The sequence below is a fragment of the Sodalis ligni genome (assembly GCF_016865525.2).
GTDB lineage: Bacteria > Pseudomonadota > Gammaproteobacteria > Enterobacterales > Enterobacteriaceae > Acerihabitans > Acerihabitans ligni.
Genome location: NZ_CP075169.1, coordinates 2235538 through 2256381, shown reverse-complemented (window position 1 = coordinate 2256381; position 20844 = coordinate 2235538). Strand labels below are relative to the sequence as shown.

At 55.1% G+C, this 20844-nt stretch carries 17 protein-coding genes and 3 pseudogenes; 11 read left to right on the top strand and 9 right to left on the bottom strand.

Going from position 1 to position 20844, the window contains the following annotated elements:
* Nucleotides 1-7: 7 nt before the first annotated feature.
* From GTU79_RS10600 to GTU79_RS10585, 4 genes and pseudogenes are all read right to left on the bottom strand, one after another.
* Nucleotides 8-475: a GNAT family N-acetyltransferase gene (locus tag GTU79_RS10600; RefSeq protein ID WP_214513903.1), complete on the bottom strand. Its 468-nt coding sequence runs from the start codon at nt 473-475 to the stop codon at nt 8-10.
* A gap of 90 nt (nt 476-565) precedes the next feature.
* Nucleotides 566-737 (bottom strand): annotated as a pseudogene (locus tag GTU79_RS10595) (Rpn family recombination-promoting nuclease/putative transposase); the annotation flags it as partial.
* Nucleotides 738-1068: 331 nt separating this feature from the next.
* A complete protein-coding gene (locus GTU79_RS10590; protein WP_214513902.1) occupies nt 1069-2331 on the bottom strand; it encodes an MFS transporter in 1263 nt (420 codons plus the stop codon).
* A 177-nt stretch (nt 2332-2508) separates the two neighbouring features.
* Nucleotides 2509-2673 carry an HD domain-containing protein gene (locus GTU79_RS10585; protein ID WP_253073643.1) on the bottom strand — a complete coding sequence of 55 codons (165 nt, stop codon included), beginning with the start codon at nt 2671-2673 and terminating at the stop codon, nt 2509-2511.
* 563 nt (nt 2674-3236) lie between these two features.
* Here GTU79_RS10585 and GTU79_RS10580 point away from each other — a divergent pair.
* From GTU79_RS10580 to GTU79_RS10570, 3 genes are all read left to right on the top strand, one after another.
* A complete protein-coding gene (locus GTU79_RS10580; RefSeq protein ID WP_338091473.1) occupies nt 3237-3488 on the top strand; it encodes a toxin in 252 nt (83 codons plus the stop codon).
* Nucleotides 3485-3799, top strand: coding sequence for a helix-turn-helix domain-containing protein (locus tag GTU79_RS10575; protein ID WP_203521959.1), 315 nt, complete (start codon nt 3485-3487; stop codon nt 3797-3799). Before GTU79_RS10580 ends, GTU79_RS10575 begins: the two co-directional genes overlap by 4 nt.
* Before the next feature lie 335 nt (nt 3800-4134).
* Complete coding sequence (locus GTU79_RS10570) at nt 4135-4989, top strand: EamA family transporter (RefSeq protein ID WP_214513901.1); 855 nt, start codon at nt 4135-4137, stop codon at nt 4987-4989.
* 124 nt (nt 4990-5113) lie between these two features.
* Here the strand turns inward: GTU79_RS10570 and treR are convergent, their stop codons facing one another.
* Nucleotides 5114-6070: a trehalose operon repressor TreR gene (gene treR, locus GTU79_RS10565; RefSeq protein WP_203521961.1), complete on the bottom strand. Its 957-nt coding sequence runs from the start codon at nt 6068-6070 to the stop codon at nt 5114-5116.
* Nucleotides 6071-6301: 231 nt separating this feature from the next.
* Between treR and treB the strand changes: the two genes are divergently transcribed.
* Together treB and treC are read left to right on the top strand one after the other, a co-directional pair.
* Nucleotides 6302-7720: a PTS trehalose transporter subunit IIBC gene (gene treB, locus GTU79_RS10560; RefSeq protein ID WP_132922267.1), complete on the top strand. Its 1419-nt coding sequence runs from the start codon at nt 6302-6304 to the stop codon at nt 7718-7720.
* 76 nt (nt 7721-7796) lie between these two features.
* Nucleotides 7797-9470, top strand: a complete 1674-nt coding sequence (gene treC, locus GTU79_RS10555) for an alpha,alpha-phosphotrehalase (RefSeq protein ID WP_203521962.1) — start codon at nt 7797-7799, stop codon at nt 9468-9470.
* Between the two features lie 88 nt (nt 9471-9558).
* Here the strand turns inward: treC and GTU79_RS10550 are convergent, their stop codons facing one another.
* The 4 genes and pseudogenes from GTU79_RS10550 to dmsD form a co-directional block, all read right to left on the bottom strand.
* Nucleotides 9559-10554 carry a substrate-binding domain-containing protein gene (locus GTU79_RS10550; RefSeq protein ID WP_132922269.1) on the bottom strand — a complete coding sequence of 332 codons (996 nt, stop codon included), beginning with the start codon at nt 10552-10554 and terminating at the stop codon, nt 9559-9561.
* A gap of 66 nt (nt 10555-10620) precedes the next feature.
* Nucleotides 10621-11654, bottom strand: a pseudogene (locus GTU79_RS10545) (ABC transporter permease).
* 46 nt (nt 11655-11700) lie between these two features.
* Nucleotides 11701-13206: pseudogene (locus GTU79_RS10540) on the bottom strand (sugar ABC transporter ATP-binding protein).
* A gap of 359 nt (nt 13207-13565) precedes the next feature.
* Nucleotides 13566-14201 (bottom strand): Tat proofreading chaperone DmsD, encoded by a 636-nt coding sequence (dmsD, locus tag GTU79_RS10535; RefSeq protein ID WP_203521963.1) that lies wholly within the window; start codon nt 14199-14201, stop codon nt 13566-13568.
* Between the two features lie 267 nt (nt 14202-14468).
* On the opposite strand from dmsD, the gene GTU79_RS10530 reads away from it, so the two are divergent.
* The 6 genes from GTU79_RS10530 (at nt 14469) to GTU79_RS10505 (ending at nt 20834) form a co-directional block, all read left to right on the top strand.
* Nucleotides 14469-15269 carry an IclR family transcriptional regulator gene (locus GTU79_RS10530; RefSeq protein WP_203521964.1) on the top strand — a complete coding sequence of 267 codons (801 nt, stop codon included), beginning with the start codon at nt 14469-14471 and terminating at the stop codon, nt 15267-15269.
* Nucleotides 15270-15304: 35 nt separating this feature from the next.
* Nucleotides 15305-16843, top strand: a complete 1539-nt coding sequence (locus GTU79_RS10525) for an ABC transporter substrate-binding protein (RefSeq protein ID WP_203521965.1) — start codon at nt 15305-15307, stop codon at nt 16841-16843.
* A gap of 70 nt (nt 16844-16913) precedes the next feature.
* Nucleotides 16914-17831: an ABC transporter permease gene (locus GTU79_RS10520; protein ID WP_214513900.1), complete on the top strand. Its 918-nt coding sequence runs from the start codon at nt 16914-16916 to the stop codon at nt 17829-17831.
* Nucleotides 17828-18730: an ABC transporter permease gene (locus GTU79_RS10515; RefSeq protein ID WP_203521967.1), complete on the top strand. Its 903-nt coding sequence runs from the start codon at nt 17828-17830 to the stop codon at nt 18728-18730. Before GTU79_RS10520 ends, GTU79_RS10515 begins: the two co-directional genes overlap by 4 nt.
* Before the next feature lie 2 nt (nt 18731-18732).
* Nucleotides 18733-19755 (top strand): ABC transporter ATP-binding protein, encoded by a 1023-nt coding sequence (locus tag GTU79_RS10510; RefSeq protein ID WP_203521968.1) that lies wholly within the window; start codon nt 18733-18735, stop codon nt 19753-19755.
* On the top strand, nt 19752-20834 hold the full coding sequence (locus GTU79_RS10505; protein ID WP_203521969.1) for an ABC transporter ATP-binding protein: 1083 nt from the start codon (nt 19752-19754) through the stop codon (nt 20832-20834). Before GTU79_RS10510 ends, GTU79_RS10505 begins: the two co-directional genes overlap by 4 nt.
* The last annotated feature ends 10 nt before the right edge of the window (nt 20835-20844 follow it).

The following is a 20844-nucleotide window of genomic DNA, read 5'->3' as shown; positions in this document are numbered from 1 at the left end:
GCGCTGTTTAGTTTTCTCGCCATATTGATACCGGTAACGGCAAAACCCACTTTTTATAGAGATTATGCGCCGCCAGATTATCCGGATCTACGCGTAACGTAATGGCGGTATTACCGTTTTGCGCCAGCTGATAGAAGAGTTCCGTCAAGGCCTCGGTCCCCAGCCTTTGCTTTCGATACTCTGGCAAGATATAGAAATCCATGATGAATGCGGTATTATCCTTCGCAGAAGACAAAATCCAGATATATCCCACGTTATGCTGGGCACCCTCAAGGCTTTTTACGATACGGTATAAGACATTGTTATTTTTCCCGGCCTCAGCCAAAAATGAAGAATCGATGATATTGACTGCTTTTTCATGGGCGTCATAGTCGTTGAGCTTGTGATTCCGTACCAAATCCATTTCATATTCATGAATAAATAGGGTCCGATAAGCCTCAAATTCTTTTCCGTGACCTTTTATAGGGACTAACATACCTGTGCCTTTTTCAATCTTGCGAATTATTTGTCCTTAAAATACTCGCAAAAGTGTAAAAAAAGTACATAAAATATTTATCAGGCCCCTGGCTGCCATGCTGTAGCGCAGCAGGCGAAACGCCATCATCTCGTCCGCGCTGGACTTGTGCTCGATGCGGCAATAGACGTATCCCTCTCCTTCCGAGGTTTTCATACTGTAGAGCATATCTGAGTAATGGGTGATCGTCCTCGACAAAAGAGCCGGAGGAAATGGACAGCGAGCCAGAATATAAATGCCATCTGGAGCGAACAGCATATAGAATAAATTTTCATGGAGCTTCACAATTCTATGAAATACGACCTTTTGTTTCTTTTTATTGGCACCCACAATTGATTTATGAAAATAAATTAAAACCCATTCGTTAATTGAAAAGAATAATTATAAGGATTGGTTACTTTTCTCCCGTTTAATTTATATCACAATCTTTTACTGTTAAATATTCTGTGGAGACCCAGCGATTAACTTCTTAACGGACAACAATCAACGGAGAGAAACGCGGCGATAGCGGGTTGCGTCCCGCTACCGCCGCCGGCAATTTCAGAATCAATGGATTAGAGCGTATCCGCCGCCCCCTCTTTAAAGCCCGCCTCGTTATCCAGCCGCTGGCGGCGACGCAGATTGGGGAACCAGGCCATCCACAGTCCCACCACCAGCAGGGTGCCGATCCCCCCCAGCGCCGCCGCCGGCACCGCCCCCAGCCACGCCGCCAGCATGCCCGATTCGAATTCGCCGAGCTGGTTGGAGGTATTGACAAATATTGAATTAACGGCGTTAACGCGCCCGCGCATCTCGTCGGGAGTATCCAGCTGTACCAGCGCGCCGCGAATCACCATGCTTATCATGTCAAACGCGCCGAGGGCGAACAATGCCACCAGCGACAGCCAAAGCACCGTGGATAACGCAAACACCAGGGTGGCAATGCCGAAACCCGCCACCGCGCCGAACATAATCATGCCCACGCGATGCTCCAGGGCACGGCGGCTCAGCCAGAAACCCATCAGCAGCGCCCCTACCGCCGGCGCGCCCCGCAGCAAACCCAGGCCCCAGGGGCCGGTATGCAATATGTCCTTGGCGAAGATCGGCATCAGCGCCGTGGCGCCCCCCAGCAGCACGGCAAACAGATCCAGCGAAATCACCCCCAGCACATCGGGGCGGGCGCGGATAAAACGCACGCCGGCGAACAGGGTAGAAAAGCTGGCCGGCTCGCGGCGCGGCGGCGACTGTTCATAGCGCAGCAGGCCCACCATCACCATCGACACCAGATAAAGCAGACCGGTTACCAGATAGACCATACCGGCCCCCGCCACATACAGCAGGCCGCCCAGCGCGGGACCGGCTATCATCGCGGCCTCGCTGGAGACAGAGGTCGCGGCGGTGGCGCGCGCCAACATGGACGGCGGCACCAGCGCCGGCACCATTGACTGAAGGGCCGGCGCCTCGATGGCCTTGGCCACCGACATAAGAAACACCAGCCCCAGGATAATGATTTCATCCACAAAGTGCAGCAGGGTGAACGCCGCCAGCATGATCACGGCGAGCCACTCAACGACTTGGCCGAACAACACGATACGGCGGCGATCGTACTGGTCCGCCATATGGCCGGCGGGCAATGCCAGGGCCACCGAAGGCAGGAACTGCGCCATACCTATCAGCCCCAGATCCAATGCGCGGCCGGTGGTGGCGTATATTTGCCAGCTCACCACGATAGACAGCATCTGAAAACCAAAGCTGGAACCGGTACGGGCCAGCCAGAAAGCGACAAAAGAGCGATGGTGAAACAGCGAATCCGCGCTGGCGGAAGCAGAAGAAGACATAACCAATCCTGATATCTATTTTTACGGGCTTGCCTGACACGCGGCGCTGTGCATTCTGCCGGTTAGCAATTTACCCTTTTTCACCGGTACTTTTCACAAATTCTTAACAGCAACTTATCATACATACCGGTATTGCTACCATACCAACCAATGCTGTCGATACCAATAGTCTTCTAATCAAATATCCCCGCATTCGCGAGGAACATGACGCCAACATGGCCTTACTCCCAAAAGGTTGTTTTGCACCATGAGATAGCTACAGGCCGCTACATCCAGGCAATGATAAGCAAGCAGATGATACGGTTCATCCCCGATTTGATCCTTTTGCGCGCTTTTCCCCAATAACAAAGATAATCTGGTGTTGAATTGTTAATCATTTTATTTACACCTGATAACGAATATCACTGAAAAGAAAATAACTAATACTTAACAATTGTCATAATAGTAAGTAATCAATAGTATATTGAACACTACTTAATTTTTATTGTTGAGTATATCATTTAAGCTGGTTTTGTCTTTGTATTTTCAATAACGCTTAGCGCTGTCATGTCGCTAGTGAATACTATAAAGAATAGCATATACTAGACATTGAAAATATTGTCGGGCGACTAAAAATCAATATACGCTACTTGATTAACAAATAAATAATTGGTGATAAAAATATTTTCAGCGCCAGGGATTTCGTCACGATGCCACCTGAGCAAAGTTTGAGCTGCCTCGACCATGTTAGGGTAAGGCTTTTTCAGATTATGATATCGTTGACATTGATCTATCCCCAAGTTAGGGATATTCTATCTTCAACTTAGGAGCAACTTTCACATGGATGCTGTTTTATTGAGCTACCGCCATTCGAACGGCTGCGCAAAACTTATCTTGCGGATGATGAGTATCGGTCTTTTCAGCAAATGCTGCTCAATAATCCACAATGCGGCGTGGTTATTCAGCACACAGGGGTTGCGAAAGGTGCGTTTTGGCGATGTTCGGCGCGGGAAGGGAAAACGTGGCGGCATCAGGATGATATATTATTGGTGGATAGAGAAAAGCCATTTTTACTTTTCACACTTTATGACAAGGATGAATTGGATGATCTTAGCAAGCCGCAGCGAGAAACCTTGCGGGAGATGCTGGAAAAACTGAAACGAGAGGCAACACTATGAGTAAGCGCGATATTTTTAATGAGCTTATCGAGGGGATGCAGGCGTGGAGCGATATGAACGCCGGCAAAATAACCCTCAAATCCCATCGTGTCGCGATCAATAAACATACTTCGATGAGCCCCGATGAGCTGAAGGCAATCCGCGATAAGCTTCATTTGTCCCAGTCAGTTTTCGCTCAATATCTACGCACCGGTACCACGACCTATCAGAATTGGGAACAAGGCAGAGCAAAACCAAATGCCCAAGCTGTCTTGCTTATTAAAATGATTGCGCATAATCCAGAGAATTTGCATACATTGGCAGCGTTGTAATCGCCTACCTTTTGTACCCCCTCTGGCCCTTGGATAAGTTTATCCCCGCATTCGCGGGGAACAGGGGCAAAATCTATGTCGGCTACGAGCCGAAAACGGTTTATCCCCGAGTTCACGGGGAACAGCTGATCTGCTGGGCCGCCACAAATCCGGGCACCGGTTTATCCTGTTGACCCAGGGTAACAACCTATTCACCTGCGACGCCACCAGCTCTGGTCCATCATTCTCTGCCGGGCTGACCCCCTATAACCACTGCCCCCTGCTTTTTCCTTTCCATTATCCCCTCTTTTTATGCTAAAAAGTCACCCCTACCCCATGCTTACCGGAACAGCCCCATGCCATCGTCTCTCGCCCACCGGCTTGTCCCCTTTCTGCTGGTGCTGGGCTCCATCGTTTCATTGGGTATCGGGACGTCGCTGGCGAAAGAGTTTCTGTTTCCCTTGATAGGCGCAGCCGGCACTTCGGCGCTGCGGACGGGCTTTTCCGCCATTATCCTGTTGGTGTTGTGGCGGCCCTGGCAGGCGGCCATGACCCGCCGGGAGCTGGCATTTACCGCCCTGTACGGCATGACGCTGGGAGTGATGAACCTGTGCTTTTATCTCGCGTTGAAGACCATTCCCTTCGGCCTGGCGGTGGCGATTGAATTTATCGGTCCGCTGACGGTAACGGTGCTTTATTCGCGCAAATTAACCGATTTTGTCTGGATCGTGCTGGCGGTTGGCGGCATGTTGATGATATTGCCCCTGCGGGGCAACCAGAGCGGCCTGGATTTGACCGGCGTGATATATTCCCTGGTCGCCGCCTTTGGTTGGGGGCTTTATATTGTCTTCGGTAAAAAAGTAAGCCATCGCCACTCCGGGCAAACCGTGGCCATCGGACTGGTATTTGCTTCCGCCGTAACGATCCCGGTGGGTATGACGGATGCCGGCGCCATTATCTCCCACCCTTACCTGCTGCTGGTGGGACTGCTGGTGGCGGTGATTTCAAGCTCACTGCCCATGACGCTGGAAATGGCCGCCTTGAAAAGATTACCCCACAAGACCTTCGGCATCCTGGTGAGCATGGAGCCGGCGGTGGCGGCGGTGGTGGCCTATTTACTGCTGGCGGGAAAATTTGACGCTTATCCAAATCCTGGCTATTGCCCTGTCGGTGACGGCGGGAGTAGGCAGCGCGATAACGGCCCGCCCTAAAAAGAAGGGGCGGGGGAAGAAAGGGAAATTGAATTGGGGGATCCCGGGAAGCCTTTATTTTATAAAAGCTCGATTAACCTGGTTTAGGCGGTTGATCCGTTGACCCGGTTAATTGAGTTAACGGTCAATCCAGGATGCAGGGCACGATGATATTGCCCTGCGCCGGCTCGCCGTTGAGCAGGCTCACCAACTGGCGCGCCGCCGCTTTACCGGCGTTGGAATAGCCGAGATCCACCGACAGGGTGTCGGGGAATAAAAAGCTCAGCAGCGGCGTATGGCCGATACTGCACATCTGCATCAGCGCGATGCGGTGCTGTTGCAGATATTTGATCGCCCCAAGGGCGATGGTGTCGGTGGCGCAAATCAGCGCGGTGGTGTCGGCGGTGATAACCTCGCCGGCCAAATGAAAGCCGCTTTGATAGCCCAGGTCTCCCAGCGCCGCCGCCGGGGAGATTTGCATGTCGCCGCAGGCCCGCAGATAGGCCTCGTAGCGCAGTCGTCCGGTGGTCTCATCGCTGACGTTCACGCCGATGTAACCAATATGGCGATGCCCCTGCCGCCGCAGGCGCTGCATCAACAGGGTGACCGCGCCGGCATCGTCATAGCGGACCGAGGAAAGCCCGGCGTACTCCCGCACCATCACCACCATTTTATCCTGCCACTGTGCGAGCATATCGTTTTGCAACCCGGTGAAGCCAAACAGGATCACGCCGTCGACGTTGCGCTGGAAGAGTACCCGCAAATGTTCTTTCAAACGGTCGAGATTGAGCAGGCTTTCCATCAGAATGGAGTCATAGCCCTGTTCGTACAGCAGCGGCAAAATGGCCCGCACCGCCTGGTTCTCCGAGGGGGAGTCGAGGCGGGTGACGATAATGCCGATAATTTTGTCGCTTTGTCCCCGCATCACCTGCGCCGATTTTGACGGCACAAAACCGTATTCGCGTATTACCGCCTCCACGCGCTCGCGGGTTTGCCGGCTGACCTTGCTTTCATTATTCAGCACCCGTGAAACGGTGGATTTACCGACGCCGCTCAGGCGGGCGATATCCTTGATGGTGAGACGATTCTGTAGAGGTTCCATTCATTAACTGCCAAGTATCATCCGAAAATGGGCTGCTTACCCTAGTGTAACACCATAGCTGCCCGCCGGTGCCTTCCCGGCGTGTTTCGGCATGCTTTGGCCCCTGCCTGCAGATTTAATGTGATCATAGTCGAAAATGGGAACGTTCCCACTTTATCAATAAGGCTATTAGCGTTATTTTCCCGTTGCTCACCAATACCTCGGGATTCCATAACAATAAAGGTCGCCGAAATGAAGAAAATAAACCCACAGGATATCGACCGTTTGATAACGCTGGTTGGCGGCAAAGAGAACATTGCCGCCGTCAGCCACTGTATTACCCGCCTGCGTTTCGTATTAAACAATCCGCAGGCGGCGCAACCGAAAGAAATTGAGCTGCTGCCCATGGTAAAAGGCTGTTTTACCAATGCCGGTCAGTTTCAGGTAGTGATCGGCACCGACGTCGGCGACTGGTACCAGGCGCTCATCAGCGCGGCGCAGCTTAACGCCAGCGACAAGGAGAGCGCCAAACGCGCCGCGCGCCAGAACATGAGCTGGCATGAGCTGGCCATTTCCCATTTTGCCGAAATATTCTTTCCTCTGCTGCCGGTACTGATAAGCGGCGGTTTGATACTGGGGTTTCGTAACGTTATCGGCGACGTACCGCTGTTCGGCCATCAGCCGCTGATTAAAAACTCGCAGGTCTGGCAAGCCATATACGATTTTCTCTGGCTGATTGGCGAAGCGATTTTCTTTTATCTGCCGGTGGGCATCTGCTGGTCGACGGTTAAAAAAATGGGCGGAACGCCCGCCCTGGGCATAGTGCTGGGGGTTACCCTGGTATCGCCGCAGCTGATGAATGCCTATCTGCTCGGTCAGCAAACGCCGGATGTGTGGAATTTCGGGCTGTTCAGCATCGCGAAGGTGGGTTATCAGGCGCAGGTGGTGCCGTCGCTGTTGGCGGGCATGGCGTTGGCGTTTATCGAAACCCGGTTGAAACGGCTGGTGCCGGATTATCTCTATCTGGTGGTGGTGCCGGTGGTGTCGCTTTTACTGGCGGTTTTCCTGGCCCATGCGATTATCGGCCCGTTCGGCCGGATGATTGGCGACGGCGTCGCCTGGGCGGTGAAGGGACTCATGACCGGCGGCTTTGCCCCCATCGGCGCGGCGCTGTTCGGTTTCCTCTACGCGCCGCTGGTGATTACCGGCATCCATCAGACCACCCTGGCCATCGATCTGCAGATGATCCAGACTCTCGGCGGTACGCCGGTTTGGCCGCTTATCGCCCTGTCCAATATCGCCCAGGGATCGTCGGTGCTCGGCATCATCCTTATCAGCCGCAAGACCAATGAACGGGAAATATCGGTACCGGCCGCCATCTCCGCCTTCCTCGGGGTGACGGAACCGGCCATGTACGGTATCAACCTGAAATATCGCTACCCCATGCTGTGCGCCATGATCGGATCGGCTTGCGGGGGGCTTATCTGCGGACTGTTCGGCGTGATGGCCAACGGCATCGGCGTCGGCGGACTGCCGGGTATCCTGTCAATCCAGCCGCAGTACTGGCAAATATACTCCATCGCCATGATGGTGGTGATTGTGGTGCCGCTGGCGCTCACCATGGCCATTTATCGGCACAAGACCCATGTGAATACCCTGCCGGTGGTATAGGACTGATTTCGCACGGGCCTGACGGACCTCACGGCAACGGGGTCCGCCATTGTCCCGTGGATTAAGGATAATAGGCATGAACAATATCGACACTCCCTGGTGGCAAAACGGCGTCATCTATCAAATCTATCCCAAGAGCTTCCAGGACAGCACCGGCAACGGCATCGGCGATTTGCCGGGCATTATCAGGCGGCTGGATTATCTGCAGTGGCTGGGGGTCGACGCTGTCTGGCTGACGCCGGTCTATGTCTCGCCCCAGGTAGACAACGGCTATGATATTGCCGATTACTGCGCCATCGATCCGCTGTTCGGCACCCTGGGCGACTTCGAGCGGCTGGTGGCCGAGGCGCGCCGGCGCCATATCCATATCGTGATGGACATGGTATTCAACCATACATCCACCGAGCATGTCTGGTTCAAGGCGGCGGAAGATCCGGCGAGTCCCTATCGCGATTTTTATATCTGGCGCGACGGCGTCAACGGCGGGCCGCCCAATAACTGGCGCTCGAAATTCGGCGGTTCGGCCTGGCAGCTGCATGACGCCAGCGGGCAATACTATTTGCACTCCTTTGCCGTGGAACAGGCGGATCTCAATTGGGAGAACCCCCGCCTGCGGGCCGAACTGAAAAAAGTGTGCCGGTTTTGGGCGGACAAAGGCGTCGAGGGGCTGCGGCTGGATGTGATTAATCTGGTCTCCAAACACCCCGGCTTCCCGGACGACGATGAAGGGGACGGCCGGCGTTTTTATACCGACGGTCCGAATATCCATCAGCTATTGCAGGAATTGAGCGAAGAGGTGTTTACGCCCGGCGGACTGATGACCGTGGGGGAAATGTCCTCCACCACTCTTGAGCATTGCCGGCGCTACGCCGGTCTGGACGGAAAAGAGCTGTCCATGACCTTCAATTTCCATCACCTGAAGGTGGATTATCCCGCGGGCGCCAAATGGACCCGGGCAAAGCCCGATCTGATCCTGCTCAAACGCCTTTTCAGAGAGTGGCAACAGGGCATGCATGGCCAGGCCTGGAATGCGCTGTTCTGGTGTAACCACGATCAGCCGCGCATTGTTTCGCGGCTGGGGAACGACGGCGAACGGCGGGAGGTCTCGGCCAAAATGCTGGCGATGGTGCTGCACGGCATGCAGGGCACTCCCTTTATTTATCAGGGCGAAGAAATCGCCATGACCAACCCCTGTTTTGAGGATATCGGGCAATATCGCGACCTGGAAAGTCTGAATATGTTCTCTGAGCTGCGCGTCCAGGGGAGGACCGATGGAGAACTGCTGGCAATCCTGGCGCAAAAATCGCGAGACAACGGCCGTACGCCGATGCAGTGGGACGCTTCACGCAACGCGGGCTTCACCGAGGGCGACAGCTGGATAGATCTGGCGGCGAACTACCGAGAAATCAACGTGGAACGTGCGTTAAATGACGGGAATTCGGTCTTGCATACCTATCAGCGGCTGATTGCCCTGCGTAAGCGGTACCCGGTTATCACCTGGGGGGATTATCTGGACCTGGCGCCGGAACACCCCGCCTTGTGGTGCTATCGGCGGCACAGCGGGGAACAGACGCTGCTGGTGATGGCCAATCTGGGTGCGGACGATCTGCGGCTGGAAGAGGACTACTTCGCCGGCAAGACGAAATGGTCGCTGCTGCTGAGCAACTACGGCGACGTTGACCGGACGCCGGACTCCGGTGCGCTGCGTCCTTATGAAGCGGTCTGGTGGCTGTTGAACGAAACAAAATAAACCCGCCGCCAACAGAAAACCGGCATGACATCTCCATCCCGTCATTGCCGGTTTCCCACGGTTTGCGGTGCGAAAATCAGACTGCCGGCTATTGACGCATTTTCAGCAGGCTATCCGCGTTTTGCGGCGTCACGACGGTCCAAGGGATTTCATACATTTTTGCCTGGCCGTCCTGCCACGCTACCTGGTCTTTATATTGATCCCAGATGGCGGACATGGGTTTGTAATCCTTGCCCTTGACCGCGCGCAAGGCAACATCGATGGCGCCCTGCATCTGCGCGTTGCCGTCCTGGAGGATGGACATCATATCACCGGTTTTGACCAGACGCAGCGCATCGGAAACGCCGTCCACCCCGGCAATGGCGAAGTCCTTCACATTCAGGCCCGCGCCCTTGATAGCCTCAATGGCTCCCAGCGCCATTTCGTCGTTCTGGCCAATAACGCCGTTGATTTTGCCGCGGTGTTTCTGCAGCCAGTTTTCCATAAGCGGCATTGCTTCGGCACGGGACCAGTTGGCGGTCTTTCTTTCCAAGACGGTGATTTTGCCCGGGCCGCACTCCTTAATGGCCTGGTCGTTACCCTGACCGCGCTGTATCTGACCGGATATGCCGATGGGGCCTTCGATAATGACCACATTGCCCTGGCAGTGCATTTTATTCAAAACCGCTTTCGCTTCCAGATAACCGCCCTTGACGTCGTCGGAAACCACTTCGGGCGCCAAATCGGTATTCAGGCGGGAGTTGGAAACGATGACCGGGATGCCGGCTTTTTTCGCCATGGTCACCACATCGACATTGGCCTCGAAATCCACCGGGTCGATGATGATGGCGTCGTAGCGGGTCCGGATCGCCGTTTCAGCCTGGTTATTCTGTACCAGCGCATCATAGCCGCCGTCAAAGACCGTCAGCGTGGCCACGCCCTGCTTAACCGCGGGATGCTCCCGCCCGGATTTCTCCATTAATTGTACGAATTCGGCTTTCATGCCGTACATCAACACGGCAATTCTGACAGGGGCGGCCTGGACGGCGGCTGAAAAGGACAACGCCAGCGTCGCCGCGAGCAAGCCTATTTTGAATTTTTTCATGTTATCTCCTTTGTAGGGCAGCTGTCTTATGATTAGTATTAAATTGCAGGGGAAGTCATTCCTGCGTTAGTCACGCTGTTGTTTACGGGATGGATCGAGCATTACGGCAAATACAATCAGGGCGCCTTTGATAATTTGCTGGTAATAGGATTGCACCCCGAGTAAATCAAGTCCGTTGTTCATCACGCCGATGATCAGCACGCCGAACAGGGTGCCCCGCAGGTGCCTATCCCCACCATGCTGGTGCCGCCGATAACCACCGCCGCAATGGCGTCCAGTTCATAAGAGGCGCCCGCGCTGGTCTGCGTGGAACCGGTGCGGGCCGTCAGGATAATACCCGCCATGGCCGCCAGAACGCCGCACAGGGTATATACGATGACTTTGACCCGCAGCACGTTGATACCGGAGGTGCGCGCGCTTTTTTCGTTGCCGCCCACGGCGTAGACATAACGGCCGAACGTCATTTTGTTCAGGACAAACCAGGCGATGGCGAACAGCACGACAAAGATCAGCACCGGTACCGGGATACCCAGTACGTAGCCGTTGCCCAGCCAGCGGAAATTGTCACGCAGTTGTGAAACCGGGTTGCCGTCGGTGGTCAGAAGGGTAAGTCCCCGCGCGGCGGAGAGCATGCCCATGGTGACGATAAAGGGCTGCAGGCGGTATTTGCTCAGCACGATTCCGTTGAGAAAGCCGCAGACCAGGCCGATGCCCACCGCAACGGCAATGGGCATCAGCAGCGGCCAATCATTGCCGCCGATGGCCATTGAATTGCTGGTGGTGGCGAAACGCGCCGCCACGATACCCGCCAGCCCCAGAACCGAACCGACGGAAAGATCGACGCCGGCGGTAATGATGACAAACGTCATGCCGATGGCTAAAATACCGTTAATGGAGATTTGACGTAACACAATCAGCGTATTCTCTTGGGACAGAAAATAGTTCTCGGTCCAGAGTCCGGTGGCCACCGCCCATTCTCCGGCGACGGCAATAACAACGCATAGGGCAATAAAGGCTAAAATAATCCCGTATTGAACCATTGCTTTTTTAAATTTTCCGCCACGGGCCTGGTGTAGCGTAGAGGATGAATAACTGCTCATATTGTTTTCTCTCAGAAAATTATAAAAATATGAATCAGGAATTAAATTACACTGCCAATGACATTAATTTCGCCTGGGTCGCTTCGCTCCTTGCCAGCTCGCCCACAACCTTTCCTTTATTGAAAACAAGTATTCTATCGCTCATGCCGATAATTTCAGAAAGTTCAGAGGACACCATCACTATGCCTTTTCCCTTGAGCGCAAATTCAGACATATAACGATAAATCTCTTTTTGCGCCGACATCAATGCCGCGGGTGGGCTCATCCAGCAACAATATCTCTGGGTCCAATAATGCCCAGCGCCCTAATACCACTTTCTGCTGATTACCGCCGCTGAGATTCATGACCTTTTGCTGCTGTCCCGGCGTGCGGATATTAAAGGCGCGAATCATCGCATCGGCACGGCGCCGCAGCTTGCCCTCGTCAATAAACCGCAGTCGGCTGATGGCCCGCAGGGAAGAGATATTGATATTCTCGGAAACCGAGCTGCTTAACACCAGCCCGGTATCCTTGCGATCTTCAGTGACATACGCCATGCCGGCGCGGATGGATTTCCCCGGATTATGGCGCAAAAGAACCTTGTCGCCGATTTGTATACTGCCGCTTTCGGCGTGCTCAATGCCAAAATCAAATTCAGCAGCTCACTTCGCCCTGAACCCACCAAGCCATAGATACCTAAGATTTCCCCACGCCTTAACGACATGCTGACATTATTAACCCGCCCCTTCCAGTTCAGGTCGGTGACCTTAAATATCACTTCATCGGTGGGCTCATTGTATTTGGCGAATTCGCCGTCAATTTCCCCGCCGATAATTTGTTCAATCAGATGCTCGCGGCTGATAGAATCCGTGGGGCCTTCGCAAATATAGCTACCGTCGCGAAATACCGTATAGCTATCGGCAATCTGAAATATTTCAGAGAGCCGGTGGGAAACATAAATGATCCCTTTGCCCAGGGAAGCCAGCCGATGGATTGCCTGAAAAAGTTTCTGCACATCCTCTTCCCCCAGCGCGGACGTCGGCTCATCCATGATAATGATATCGGCGTTGGTATGGGAAAGCGCCTTGGCGATTTCCACCAATTGCTGTTCGGCCACGCTGAGATTACGCATCTTCGCTTTGGGTGAAATGGCAAAACCCAGCTCATCAAGCAGCGCCTGCGCCCGTTGATTCAGCTGCTTGAAATCCACCACCCCGAAACGCCTCGGCTCGGCGCCCAGATAAATATTTTCCGCCACCGACAAATCCTGCACGCCGCTCAGTTCCTGCTGCACGATGGTAATGCCGGCGGCCAAGGCCTGGCGCGGTGAATAAAAATCACAGCGCTCGCCGTTAATGAAAATATCCCCCGCATCCGGTCGGATAAACCCCATCAACAGACTGAGAAACGTTGACTTCCCGGCACCGTTACAGCCGCAAAGCGCATGGATGGAACCGCGCTTCAGGCAAAATTCCGCATTTTTCAGCGCGACAACATCACCAAACGTTTTTTTCAGGCCGGTCACCTCTAACAGATAAGCCGGCTCTTTGGCTAACGACGCACGTTGACTCATATCCGCACACTCCACATGAACATCAATGAAACAAATGTACACTACGGGCTACGTCTCATATCGTCTACAACTACGCATAGAATTCGTTACATGAGTCAAATAAAAAATAAATAAAGGCAAAAATAGCACGATCATCGCATCATTTTTTTAAAAAACGTTTCATAGCCCCATGTAACGAGCGGTAAAAAACAAATCATATGATTTACATTTGTTCATTTGAACATCCAGGGCGGCACGCATTATGCCATTGTGCGGACGGCATCGAGAGGGCAAGGACGGTAGGCGCAGGCGTGCATCGGCGGAGCGATCCGCAGGAGAATACGCCGGTAGGGCCAAGCCGGGAGGCTTAGATTATCTGTTTAAAAATACAGATCCGGGGCTGGCGGCTCAGCCGTACAAGAAGTTTTCCAGGCATCCAGGGTTAACCGCGCGAGCTTCGCCACCCCCAGGTACAGCGAATGGCCGGCGTGGATTTCCAGCAGTTCAAGAAAACGAAAGCACCAGGGGAAAAGATGCTGCGCCAGCAAAATATCCAGCGATTCGTCCTGATGCTGTTCCGCCAGCCAGGCGCTTAATAAAAGCAACATGCCGATATGGTCTTCCGGCTCATTGCCGGATTGCTGCATGGTTATGCCGTTTTCCCGCAGCCAGCGCCGCAGGTTGAGCGTGGATTCACCGAACAGCACATTTTCTTTATCCAGATAAACCGAGCCCCAGGGGGGGGCCGGCAGTGCATAAGGACCGATAAACAGGCGCTGGTAGGCCTCGGCCGGGGATTCGCCCACGCCTTGCGCCAGGCCCGCGGCCACCAGGGCGGCAATAGCCTGCAGTTCCCTATGCTCCCCATAAGGCCATTCATCGATCCAGCCCGGCGCCGCCATGGCGGCGAACAGCGGACGGTTTTCCGCGCCATCAGGGGATAGGGACAGCCACGTTCCCAGCACGCGCCCGGTGAGGGCAATATGCGATAAACGCGCTTGAGTCGTTTTGGTCATAAACAGGTTCCTTAGGGCATGTCGGCATTGTCATGGCGGGGAAAATCCGTCCGGCCCATTGGCAGAGGGTCATAATATAAACAAATATCGCCGCCAGAGCCATGGGCGTTAAAAATTGACCTCAAACCCAGGCGCACCTTCTGTTAGCAGATTAATCTGCATCTATCGCATTTTCTTATAATTAATAAAAGTCAAGAAAGAATTCTTGACCAAAAAAAGTACATGTGTACCATATGTAACATCACTGTTGCTATATATGGAACACTTATGAGTTCTCTCGATACCGGCCTGCGAATTTTATCCCTGTTTAATAAAGAACGGCCGGTACTGCGGGTCGGTGAGGTCTGCCGTGAATTGGATGTGCCGAAAAGCACCGTATCCCGTCTGATGAAAACCCTGTGTGACGCCGGCTTCGTGGAACGCCGCCACAACGAAAACGGCTATGTCGTGGGGCACGGGGTTCTCGCCCTGGCGGAGCTCTATCTGGAAGGTAGTTCATTGATTGATGAACTCGACGCCGCCCTCGAAAGGCTGTCCGAACAGTACCATTTCGTCGGTTACGCGGCGGCGCTGTCGGATATCGATATCGTCTTGCTGAGAGTCAAAATTGGATCCCATCCCCTGCGTTTAGTACATGAAGTGGGCGCCAAAATGGCCGCGATGCCCACCGCGCTGGGATTGGCCTTGTTTGCCTGTGAACCCGATGAAGAGGTGTTGACTAAATTGGGATCAACCTTGACCAAAGGCGCCGAGCAAAAAAAGTTTCTCAATGTGCTCAGCAGCATCCGGGAAAAGGGGCTGGTCAGCCTGGTAAACGGTTTAAATCCGAGTATCTCGGCGATGGGGCTCGCCATACATGACATCTGGCATAACGAAAAGATCGCCATGTCCATTTCGTACCCGGTTGCCGCTGCGGACGCGGATTTAATCAAAAGCATGCAAAGAAGTCTTTGGCAAGAAGCGTGCGCCATCGGTAATCGGGTGGGGGATCCGTTCTGGTCAAGACAGACGGTGTTCCCGGACATTGGCGCAACGTCGATTTCCATGGACTCTGCGTATCTTATTTAATTTATTTAATCACACTCACCAGGGGGGAATTAGCGATGGGAATGACCAGACGATCGTTCAGTAAGTTATTGGCCGGGTCGATGTTTTTAACAACGCCGCTGGCATCCATGAAGTTGGCGTTTGCCGCCGAGCCGGGAGTATTGGCCATCGCCCAGGGTTTCGATCCGGTTTCGCTGTGGCCCAATTTCTCCACTACCCAGGAACAGATCAATGCCGGGAATCTGGTCGTCGAACCCCTGTTTTGGATTGAACCTACCGCCAGCCGCTGCGTGCCGGTGCTGGCGGAAAAATATGAGCAGATGGATCCCCTGAAGGTAAAAATCACCCTGCGTAAAAATATTTTGTTTTCCAATGGGGAAAAATGTGATGCGGATGCGGTGATGTTCTCTTTTCAAACCTTTATGAACGTGACTGTCACCCCCGCCTATGGCCAGTATTCGCAACTGATGGACAAGGTGGAAAAAGTTGACGACCTGACCCTTATCCTGCATATGAAATTCCCCTACCCGGCCCTGGAGCTGGCGCTGAGCCAGGTCTTTATCCTGCCGCCAAAATACTGGGCGCAGGTGGGGGGCGCGGATGGTTTTGGCGCAAAACCCATCGGCACCGGTCCTTTCCTGCTCAAAGAGTGGGTTCGCGACAGCCGGATTACCTTTGCCGCCAACCCGCACTATTGGGGCGAGGCGCCGAAAGGAATAAACAGCGTTGTGCTGCGCACCGTGCCGGATGATATGTCCCGTGCATCCAGTCTGCTGAACGGCGAATGCGATATCGCCACCAATGTGCCCATTATGGCTGCCGCGCAGATCAAGAATCAAAACGGTTTGAGCCTACAGGAAGTGCCGAGCTACCGCATTTTTACCCTGGATCTGTCCAGTTTGCCCAATCAAAAAAGTCCGGTGCAGGATCGCCGGGTTAGGCAGGCCCTCAACTATGCCGTGGATAAGAAGGGCATTATCGACGGCCTGTTCCAGGGCAACGCGCGCTTGCTGCACGGTCAGTTGCTGCGGGCCAACGAATTGGGCTACAACCCCCATCTTGACGACTATCCCTTTGATCCGAAAAAGGCCAGGCAACTGCTCGCCGAAGCCGGTTATCCCAACGGATTCCAAATTGACTTCAAGTTCCCCACCGGGCGTTACGCCCAGGACAAGGAAGTGGCGGAAGCCATCGCCGGGATGTTCGCCGATGTCGGCGTGAAGACCAATATGATTTCACTGGAACCGGGAGAATTTCTGCGTCAGTTGAGTAACCGCGAGCTGGAGCCAATCGGCCTGGTGGGACTGGCGCCGGGCGACGATCCCGACCTGCAGATGGCGCAGTACCGTTCGGACTGGCGTTATTCCTACGTGGATAATCCGCAGCTCGATAAGCTTATCAATGCGGGGGCCCATGAAACCGATCGCGGCAAGAGGGCTGAAATCTATCAGCAGGCCTCGCAGGTGATGTTCGACGACGCGTCGGTACTCTATCTGTACCAGGCCACGGACCTGTATGGCGTGGCCGGCAGGATCAAAGGCTTCACGCCACGGGGCGATCAGCGCTGGGTCATCACCGGCATGTCCATAGGCTAAAAAAAGTGCTCTTGCCGTTGAGGGCAAGAGCACCATCCGCGTCTTCTCACTGACTTTACGCAGGTTAATCATGGCAAATTATATCCTGCGTCGGATCCTTTATATTATACCCTCATTGCTGGGCATAATTGTAGCCTGCTTTTTTATTACCCGGTTAAGCGGCGATCCGACGACACTCTTCCTGCCTGTGGACGCAACGGAGCAGGCCAAACAGGCGTTTCGCATCAAAAACGGCCTGGACCGCTCGCTGTTAGAGCAGTTCATCACCTTTGTTTTCAAGGCGTTCCACGGCGATTTCGGCAACTCGCTGCGCTTTGGCGAGCCGGCCGTCAGCCTGCTGTTCGAACGGCTGGGGGCCACCCTGGAGCTGGCGGTTACCACCCTGGCCATTGCCCTGGCGGTGGGTATCCCGGCGGGGATCGGCTCTGCCTATTATCGCAACAGCTGGATAGATTATCTTATCCGCGGCATTGCCGCGCTGTCACAGGCGGTGCCGACCTTTTTTCTTGATGTGGTGGCAATCCTTATCTTCTCCGTCACCCTGCATTGGCTGCCCACCGGCGGCATGGGCGGGGTCCTTCATTTGATCATGCCGGCGGTTACGCTGTCCGCTAAGCTTATAGCCCTGATGGCGCGCGTGATGCGCTCCACCACGCTGGATGTTTTACGCCAGGATTTTGTCCGCACCGCCCGCGCCAAGGGATTGAGCGAATTCCTGGTGGTCACGCGCCACGTGGTGCGCAATGCGTTTATCCCGGTGATGGTGGTTATCGCCCTGCAGTTCGGCGTCCTGATGGGGGGCGTCATCATCACCGAAACCGTGTTCTCCTGGCCCGGTATCGGCCGCCTGGCTATCCAGGCGATTTATGCGCGGGATTATCCGGTGGTGCAGGTGGTGGTGTTCTTCTTTGCGGTGATTTTTATCCTGGCGAATTTTGCCGCCGATGTGCTGTCCGCCCTGCTTGACCCGAGGATCCGCCTGAAATGAGCACTGAACCCATGGTCAACGCCATCGCGCCATCCCCGAAACCGGCAAGGTTTACCGGCACCCGGCTTTGTTCGCCCCTTAACCTCATCAGCGTGATTATCCTCCTTATCGCCGTGATATGGGCCATCGCGCCGGGGCTTTTCGCCCCGCAGGACCCTTTCCAGCAAAGCCTGCTGCGCCGGCTGCTGCCGCCGGTATTTCTGGGCGGCAAGGAGGCCTGGTGGCTCGGTACCGATCAGTTGGGGCGCGATGTCTTCAGCCGCATTGTCTATGGTGCGAGAGCCACGTTATTCGTCAGCGTGTCGGCGGTGGTGATTTCCTGCGTTATCGGCACTTTCGTGGGGCTTATCGCCGGCTACAACGGCGGCTTTACCGACGCGCTGGTATTGCGCCTTATCGATATGCAGTTGGCCTTCCCCATCATCCTGCTGGTGATTGCCATTGTCGCCGTCATCGGCGCCTCCCTGCCGGCCCTCATTCTTATCATGGGCATCTCGGGCTGGCCCCAATTTGCCCGTATCGTGCGGTCATCGGTGATGTCGGTACGCAACCTTGAGTATGTGGACGCCGCGGTGTCCATCGGCGCCAGTCCGCTGCGGGTGATTTTTCGCCATATCGGGCCGAACGTCCTGTCGGCCAGCATCGTGATGGCCACTTTTCAGCTTTCGGACATGATTCTCACCGAAGCCACCCTGAGTTTCCTGGGACTGGGCGTACAGCCGCCCACCCCCACCTGGGGTGGCATGGTAAGCGAAGCCCAGAATTATCTCAGCGTTTCCTGGGGTGCTTCGGTATTTCCCGGCATCGCCATTGCCGCCGTGATCCTGGCCATCAATATCCTGGGGGATTTTATCCGCGATGCCCTCGACCCGCGCTTGTCCGGCGAAGGGAGGAGATAACCATGCATGCTTTAACCCCATTACCCGCGCCGGGGCAACCGGGCGACGAGGTCATACTGGACATCAAGAATCTGCGGGTGTCGTTCGGCGGACGGGAAAACCCGGCGGTTATTCTCGATGATATCAACCTCTCGGTCCGGCGGGCTGAAACCTTAAGCATCGTTGGGGAGAGCGGCTGCGGCAAGTCGATGCTGTCGCTGGCCATCATGGGATTGGTGCCGCCGCCGGGGGTGACGACGGGCACGATCGAGTATGAAGGCGCAAACCTGCTGGCCCTTCGGCCCGCCCGGATGCGCGGCATTCGCGGCGGCAAGATAGGCATGGTGTTCCAGGAACCGATGACCAGCCTCAATCCTCTGCTGCGCGTCGGGTTCCAGATAGTGGAGGCCATGCGGGTTCACGACCGGGTATCCTCGAACCGCACACTGAAAGAACGCGCCATCGCGGCCATGGAGCAGGTGAGGATCCCGGGGGCGGGGCAGCGTTTCAACGAATATCCCCATCAGCTATCCGGCGGCATGCGCCAGCGTATCGCCATTGCCATGGTGATTGCCTGTGAACCGGATATTCTTATTGCCGATGAACCCACCACCGCCCTGGATGTCACGGTGCAGGCGGAGATTCTTCAGCTGCTGCGTGAACTGCAGCGAAAAAACCATATGGCTATTATCCTTATCACCCACGATCTCGGCGTGGTGGCCCAGATGGCGGATAACGTTGCGGTGATATATGCCGGCCAGCTGATTGAATACGCCTCATGCCGGGCGCTGTTCGACGATCCCCGCCATCCCTATACCCTGGGCCTGCTGGGCAGTATTCCCCGCATGGAAGAGAAAGAGACCCGGCTGCTGGCCATCGAGGGTTCCGTCCCCCCGGCGGCGCAAATGCCCGCCGGCTGCCGTTTTCACCCCCGCTGCGTCTTTATGGAACAGGACTGCGTCCACCGCCGCCCCTTGCCGGTATCCCGGCAGGATGATCATTTGACGGCCTGTTTTCACATTCCCCTCGCAGGAGAACAGCCATGAGCCGCGCCATTTTGCAGGTCGACAATCTCAAAAAGCATTTCACCCTGGCGAAGGGCCGTTTCGGCAAGGAGGATACCGTGGTCAGGGCCGTGGACGGCGTCTCGTTCGAGATGGCCTACGGTGAAACCCTGGCGCTGGTGGGGGAAAGCGGCTGCGGCAAGTCCACCACCGCACGCCTGGTGATGAAGCTGCTTGACCCCACCGCGGGAACCATCCGGCTGGCGGATACCGAGCTCAATGGACTTCGCGGCGGCGCGCTGCGGGATTTTCGCAAACAGTTCCAGATAATCTTCCAAGATCCGTTTGCCTCGTTAAACCCGCGCATGATAGTCCATGACATCCTCGAAGAGCCGCTTATCATCAACCGCATCGGGGCAGCCGAACGGCAGCGGCGCGTCGCCGACGTGCTTCAACAGGTGGGGCTTTCCCCCACCCATGCCCGCCGTTATCCCCATGAGTTTTCCGGCGGCCAGCGGCAGCGGGTGGGCATCGCCCGGGCGCTGATGCTAAAGCCGTCGCTGATTGTCTGCGATGAACCGGTATCGGCCCTGGACGTTTCCATCCAGGCGCAGATAATCAATCTGCTGTCGGATCTGCAGCGGGACCTGAACCTGTCTTACCTCTTTATTTCCCACGACCTGTCGGTGGTGAAACATATCTCCGATCGCGTAGCGGTGATGTACCTGGGCAAAATCATCGAAATCGCCCCGAAAGAGGTCTTTTTCAACGCCCCCGCCCACCCCTACTCCCGGGCGCTCATCTCGGCCATTCCCCGCCCTGATCCCGGCAATCGTCCCGCTCGGCAGGCGCTGTCCGGCGATGTCTCCACCACGGTCAACCTGCCGGAGGGATGCCGTTTCCATCCCCGCTGTCCCTACGCCGTGGATAAGTGCCGCCATGATGAGCCCCTATTGAAACCGGCGGGAGACGGCTCGGCCGTCGCCTGCCATCGACGCCTGGAATTGCCTCTATGGCAGGAGGTGTTCCAGGACCCCAGTAAGCTCTCTCCCATCGCGCAAGCACGGCTGCGGCTTTATGCCGACCGCCGCCGGGAAAGACTTAACGTAGTAAATCTATAAAAGAGGTTAT

What these genes read in the sequence shown, in the direction of transcription:
- GTU79_RS10590 (WP_214513902.1), bottom strand. Translation starts at nt 2,331, where the DNA reads ATGTCTTCTTCTGCTTCCGCCAGCGCGGATTCGCTGTTTCACCATCGC.
- GTU79_RS10575 (WP_203521959.1), top strand. Translation starts at nt 3,485, where the DNA reads ATGAGTAAGCGCGATATTTTTAATGAGCTTATCGAGGGGATGCAGGCG.
- GTU79_RS10510 (WP_203521968.1), top strand. Translation starts at nt 18,733, where the DNA reads ATGCATGCTTTAACCCCATTACCCGCGCCGGGGCAACCGGGCGACGAG.
- GTU79_RS10550 (WP_132922269.1), bottom strand. Translation starts at nt 10,554, where the DNA reads ATGAAAAAATTCAAAATAGGCTTGCTCGCGGCGACGCTGGCGTTGTCC.
- GTU79_RS10580 (WP_338091473.1), top strand. Translation starts at nt 3,237, where the DNA reads ATGCTGCTCAATAATCCACAATGCGGCGTGGTTATTCAGCACACAGGG.
- GTU79_RS10570 (WP_214513901.1), top strand. Translation starts at nt 4,135, where the DNA reads ATGCCATCGTCTCTCGCCCACCGGCTTGTCCCCTTTCTGCTGGTGCTG.
- GTU79_RS10600 (WP_214513903.1), bottom strand. Translation starts at nt 475, where the DNA reads ATGTTAGTCCCTATAAAAGGTCACGGAAAAGAATTTGAGGCTTATCGG.
- GTU79_RS10530 (WP_203521964.1), top strand. Translation starts at nt 14,469, where the DNA reads ATGAGTTCTCTCGATACCGGCCTGCGAATTTTATCCCTGTTTAATAAA.
- GTU79_RS10525 (WP_203521965.1), top strand. Translation starts at nt 15,305, where the DNA reads ATGGGAATGACCAGACGATCGTTCAGTAAGTTATTGGCCGGGTCGATG.
- treB (WP_132922267.1), top strand. Translation starts at nt 6,302, where the DNA reads ATGAAGAAAATAAACCCACAGGATATCGACCGTTTGATAACGCTGGTT.
- GTU79_RS10505 (WP_203521969.1), top strand. Translation starts at nt 19,752, where the DNA reads ATGAGCCGCGCCATTTTGCAGGTCGACAATCTCAAAAAGCATTTCACC.
- treC (WP_203521962.1), top strand. Translation starts at nt 7,797, where the DNA reads ATGAACAATATCGACACTCCCTGGTGGCAAAACGGCGTCATCTATCAA.
- GTU79_RS10520 (WP_214513900.1), top strand. Translation starts at nt 16,914, where the DNA reads ATGGCAAATTATATCCTGCGTCGGATCCTTTATATTATACCCTCATTG.
- GTU79_RS10515 (WP_203521967.1), top strand. Translation starts at nt 17,828, where the DNA reads ATGAGCACTGAACCCATGGTCAACGCCATCGCGCCATCCCCGAAACCG.
- treR (WP_203521961.1), bottom strand. Translation starts at nt 6,070, where the DNA reads ATGGAACCTCTACAGAATCGTCTCACCATCAAGGATATCGCCCGCCTG.
- dmsD (WP_203521963.1), bottom strand. Translation starts at nt 14,201, where the DNA reads ATGACCAAAACGACTCAAGCGCGTTTATCGCATATTGCCCTCACCGGG.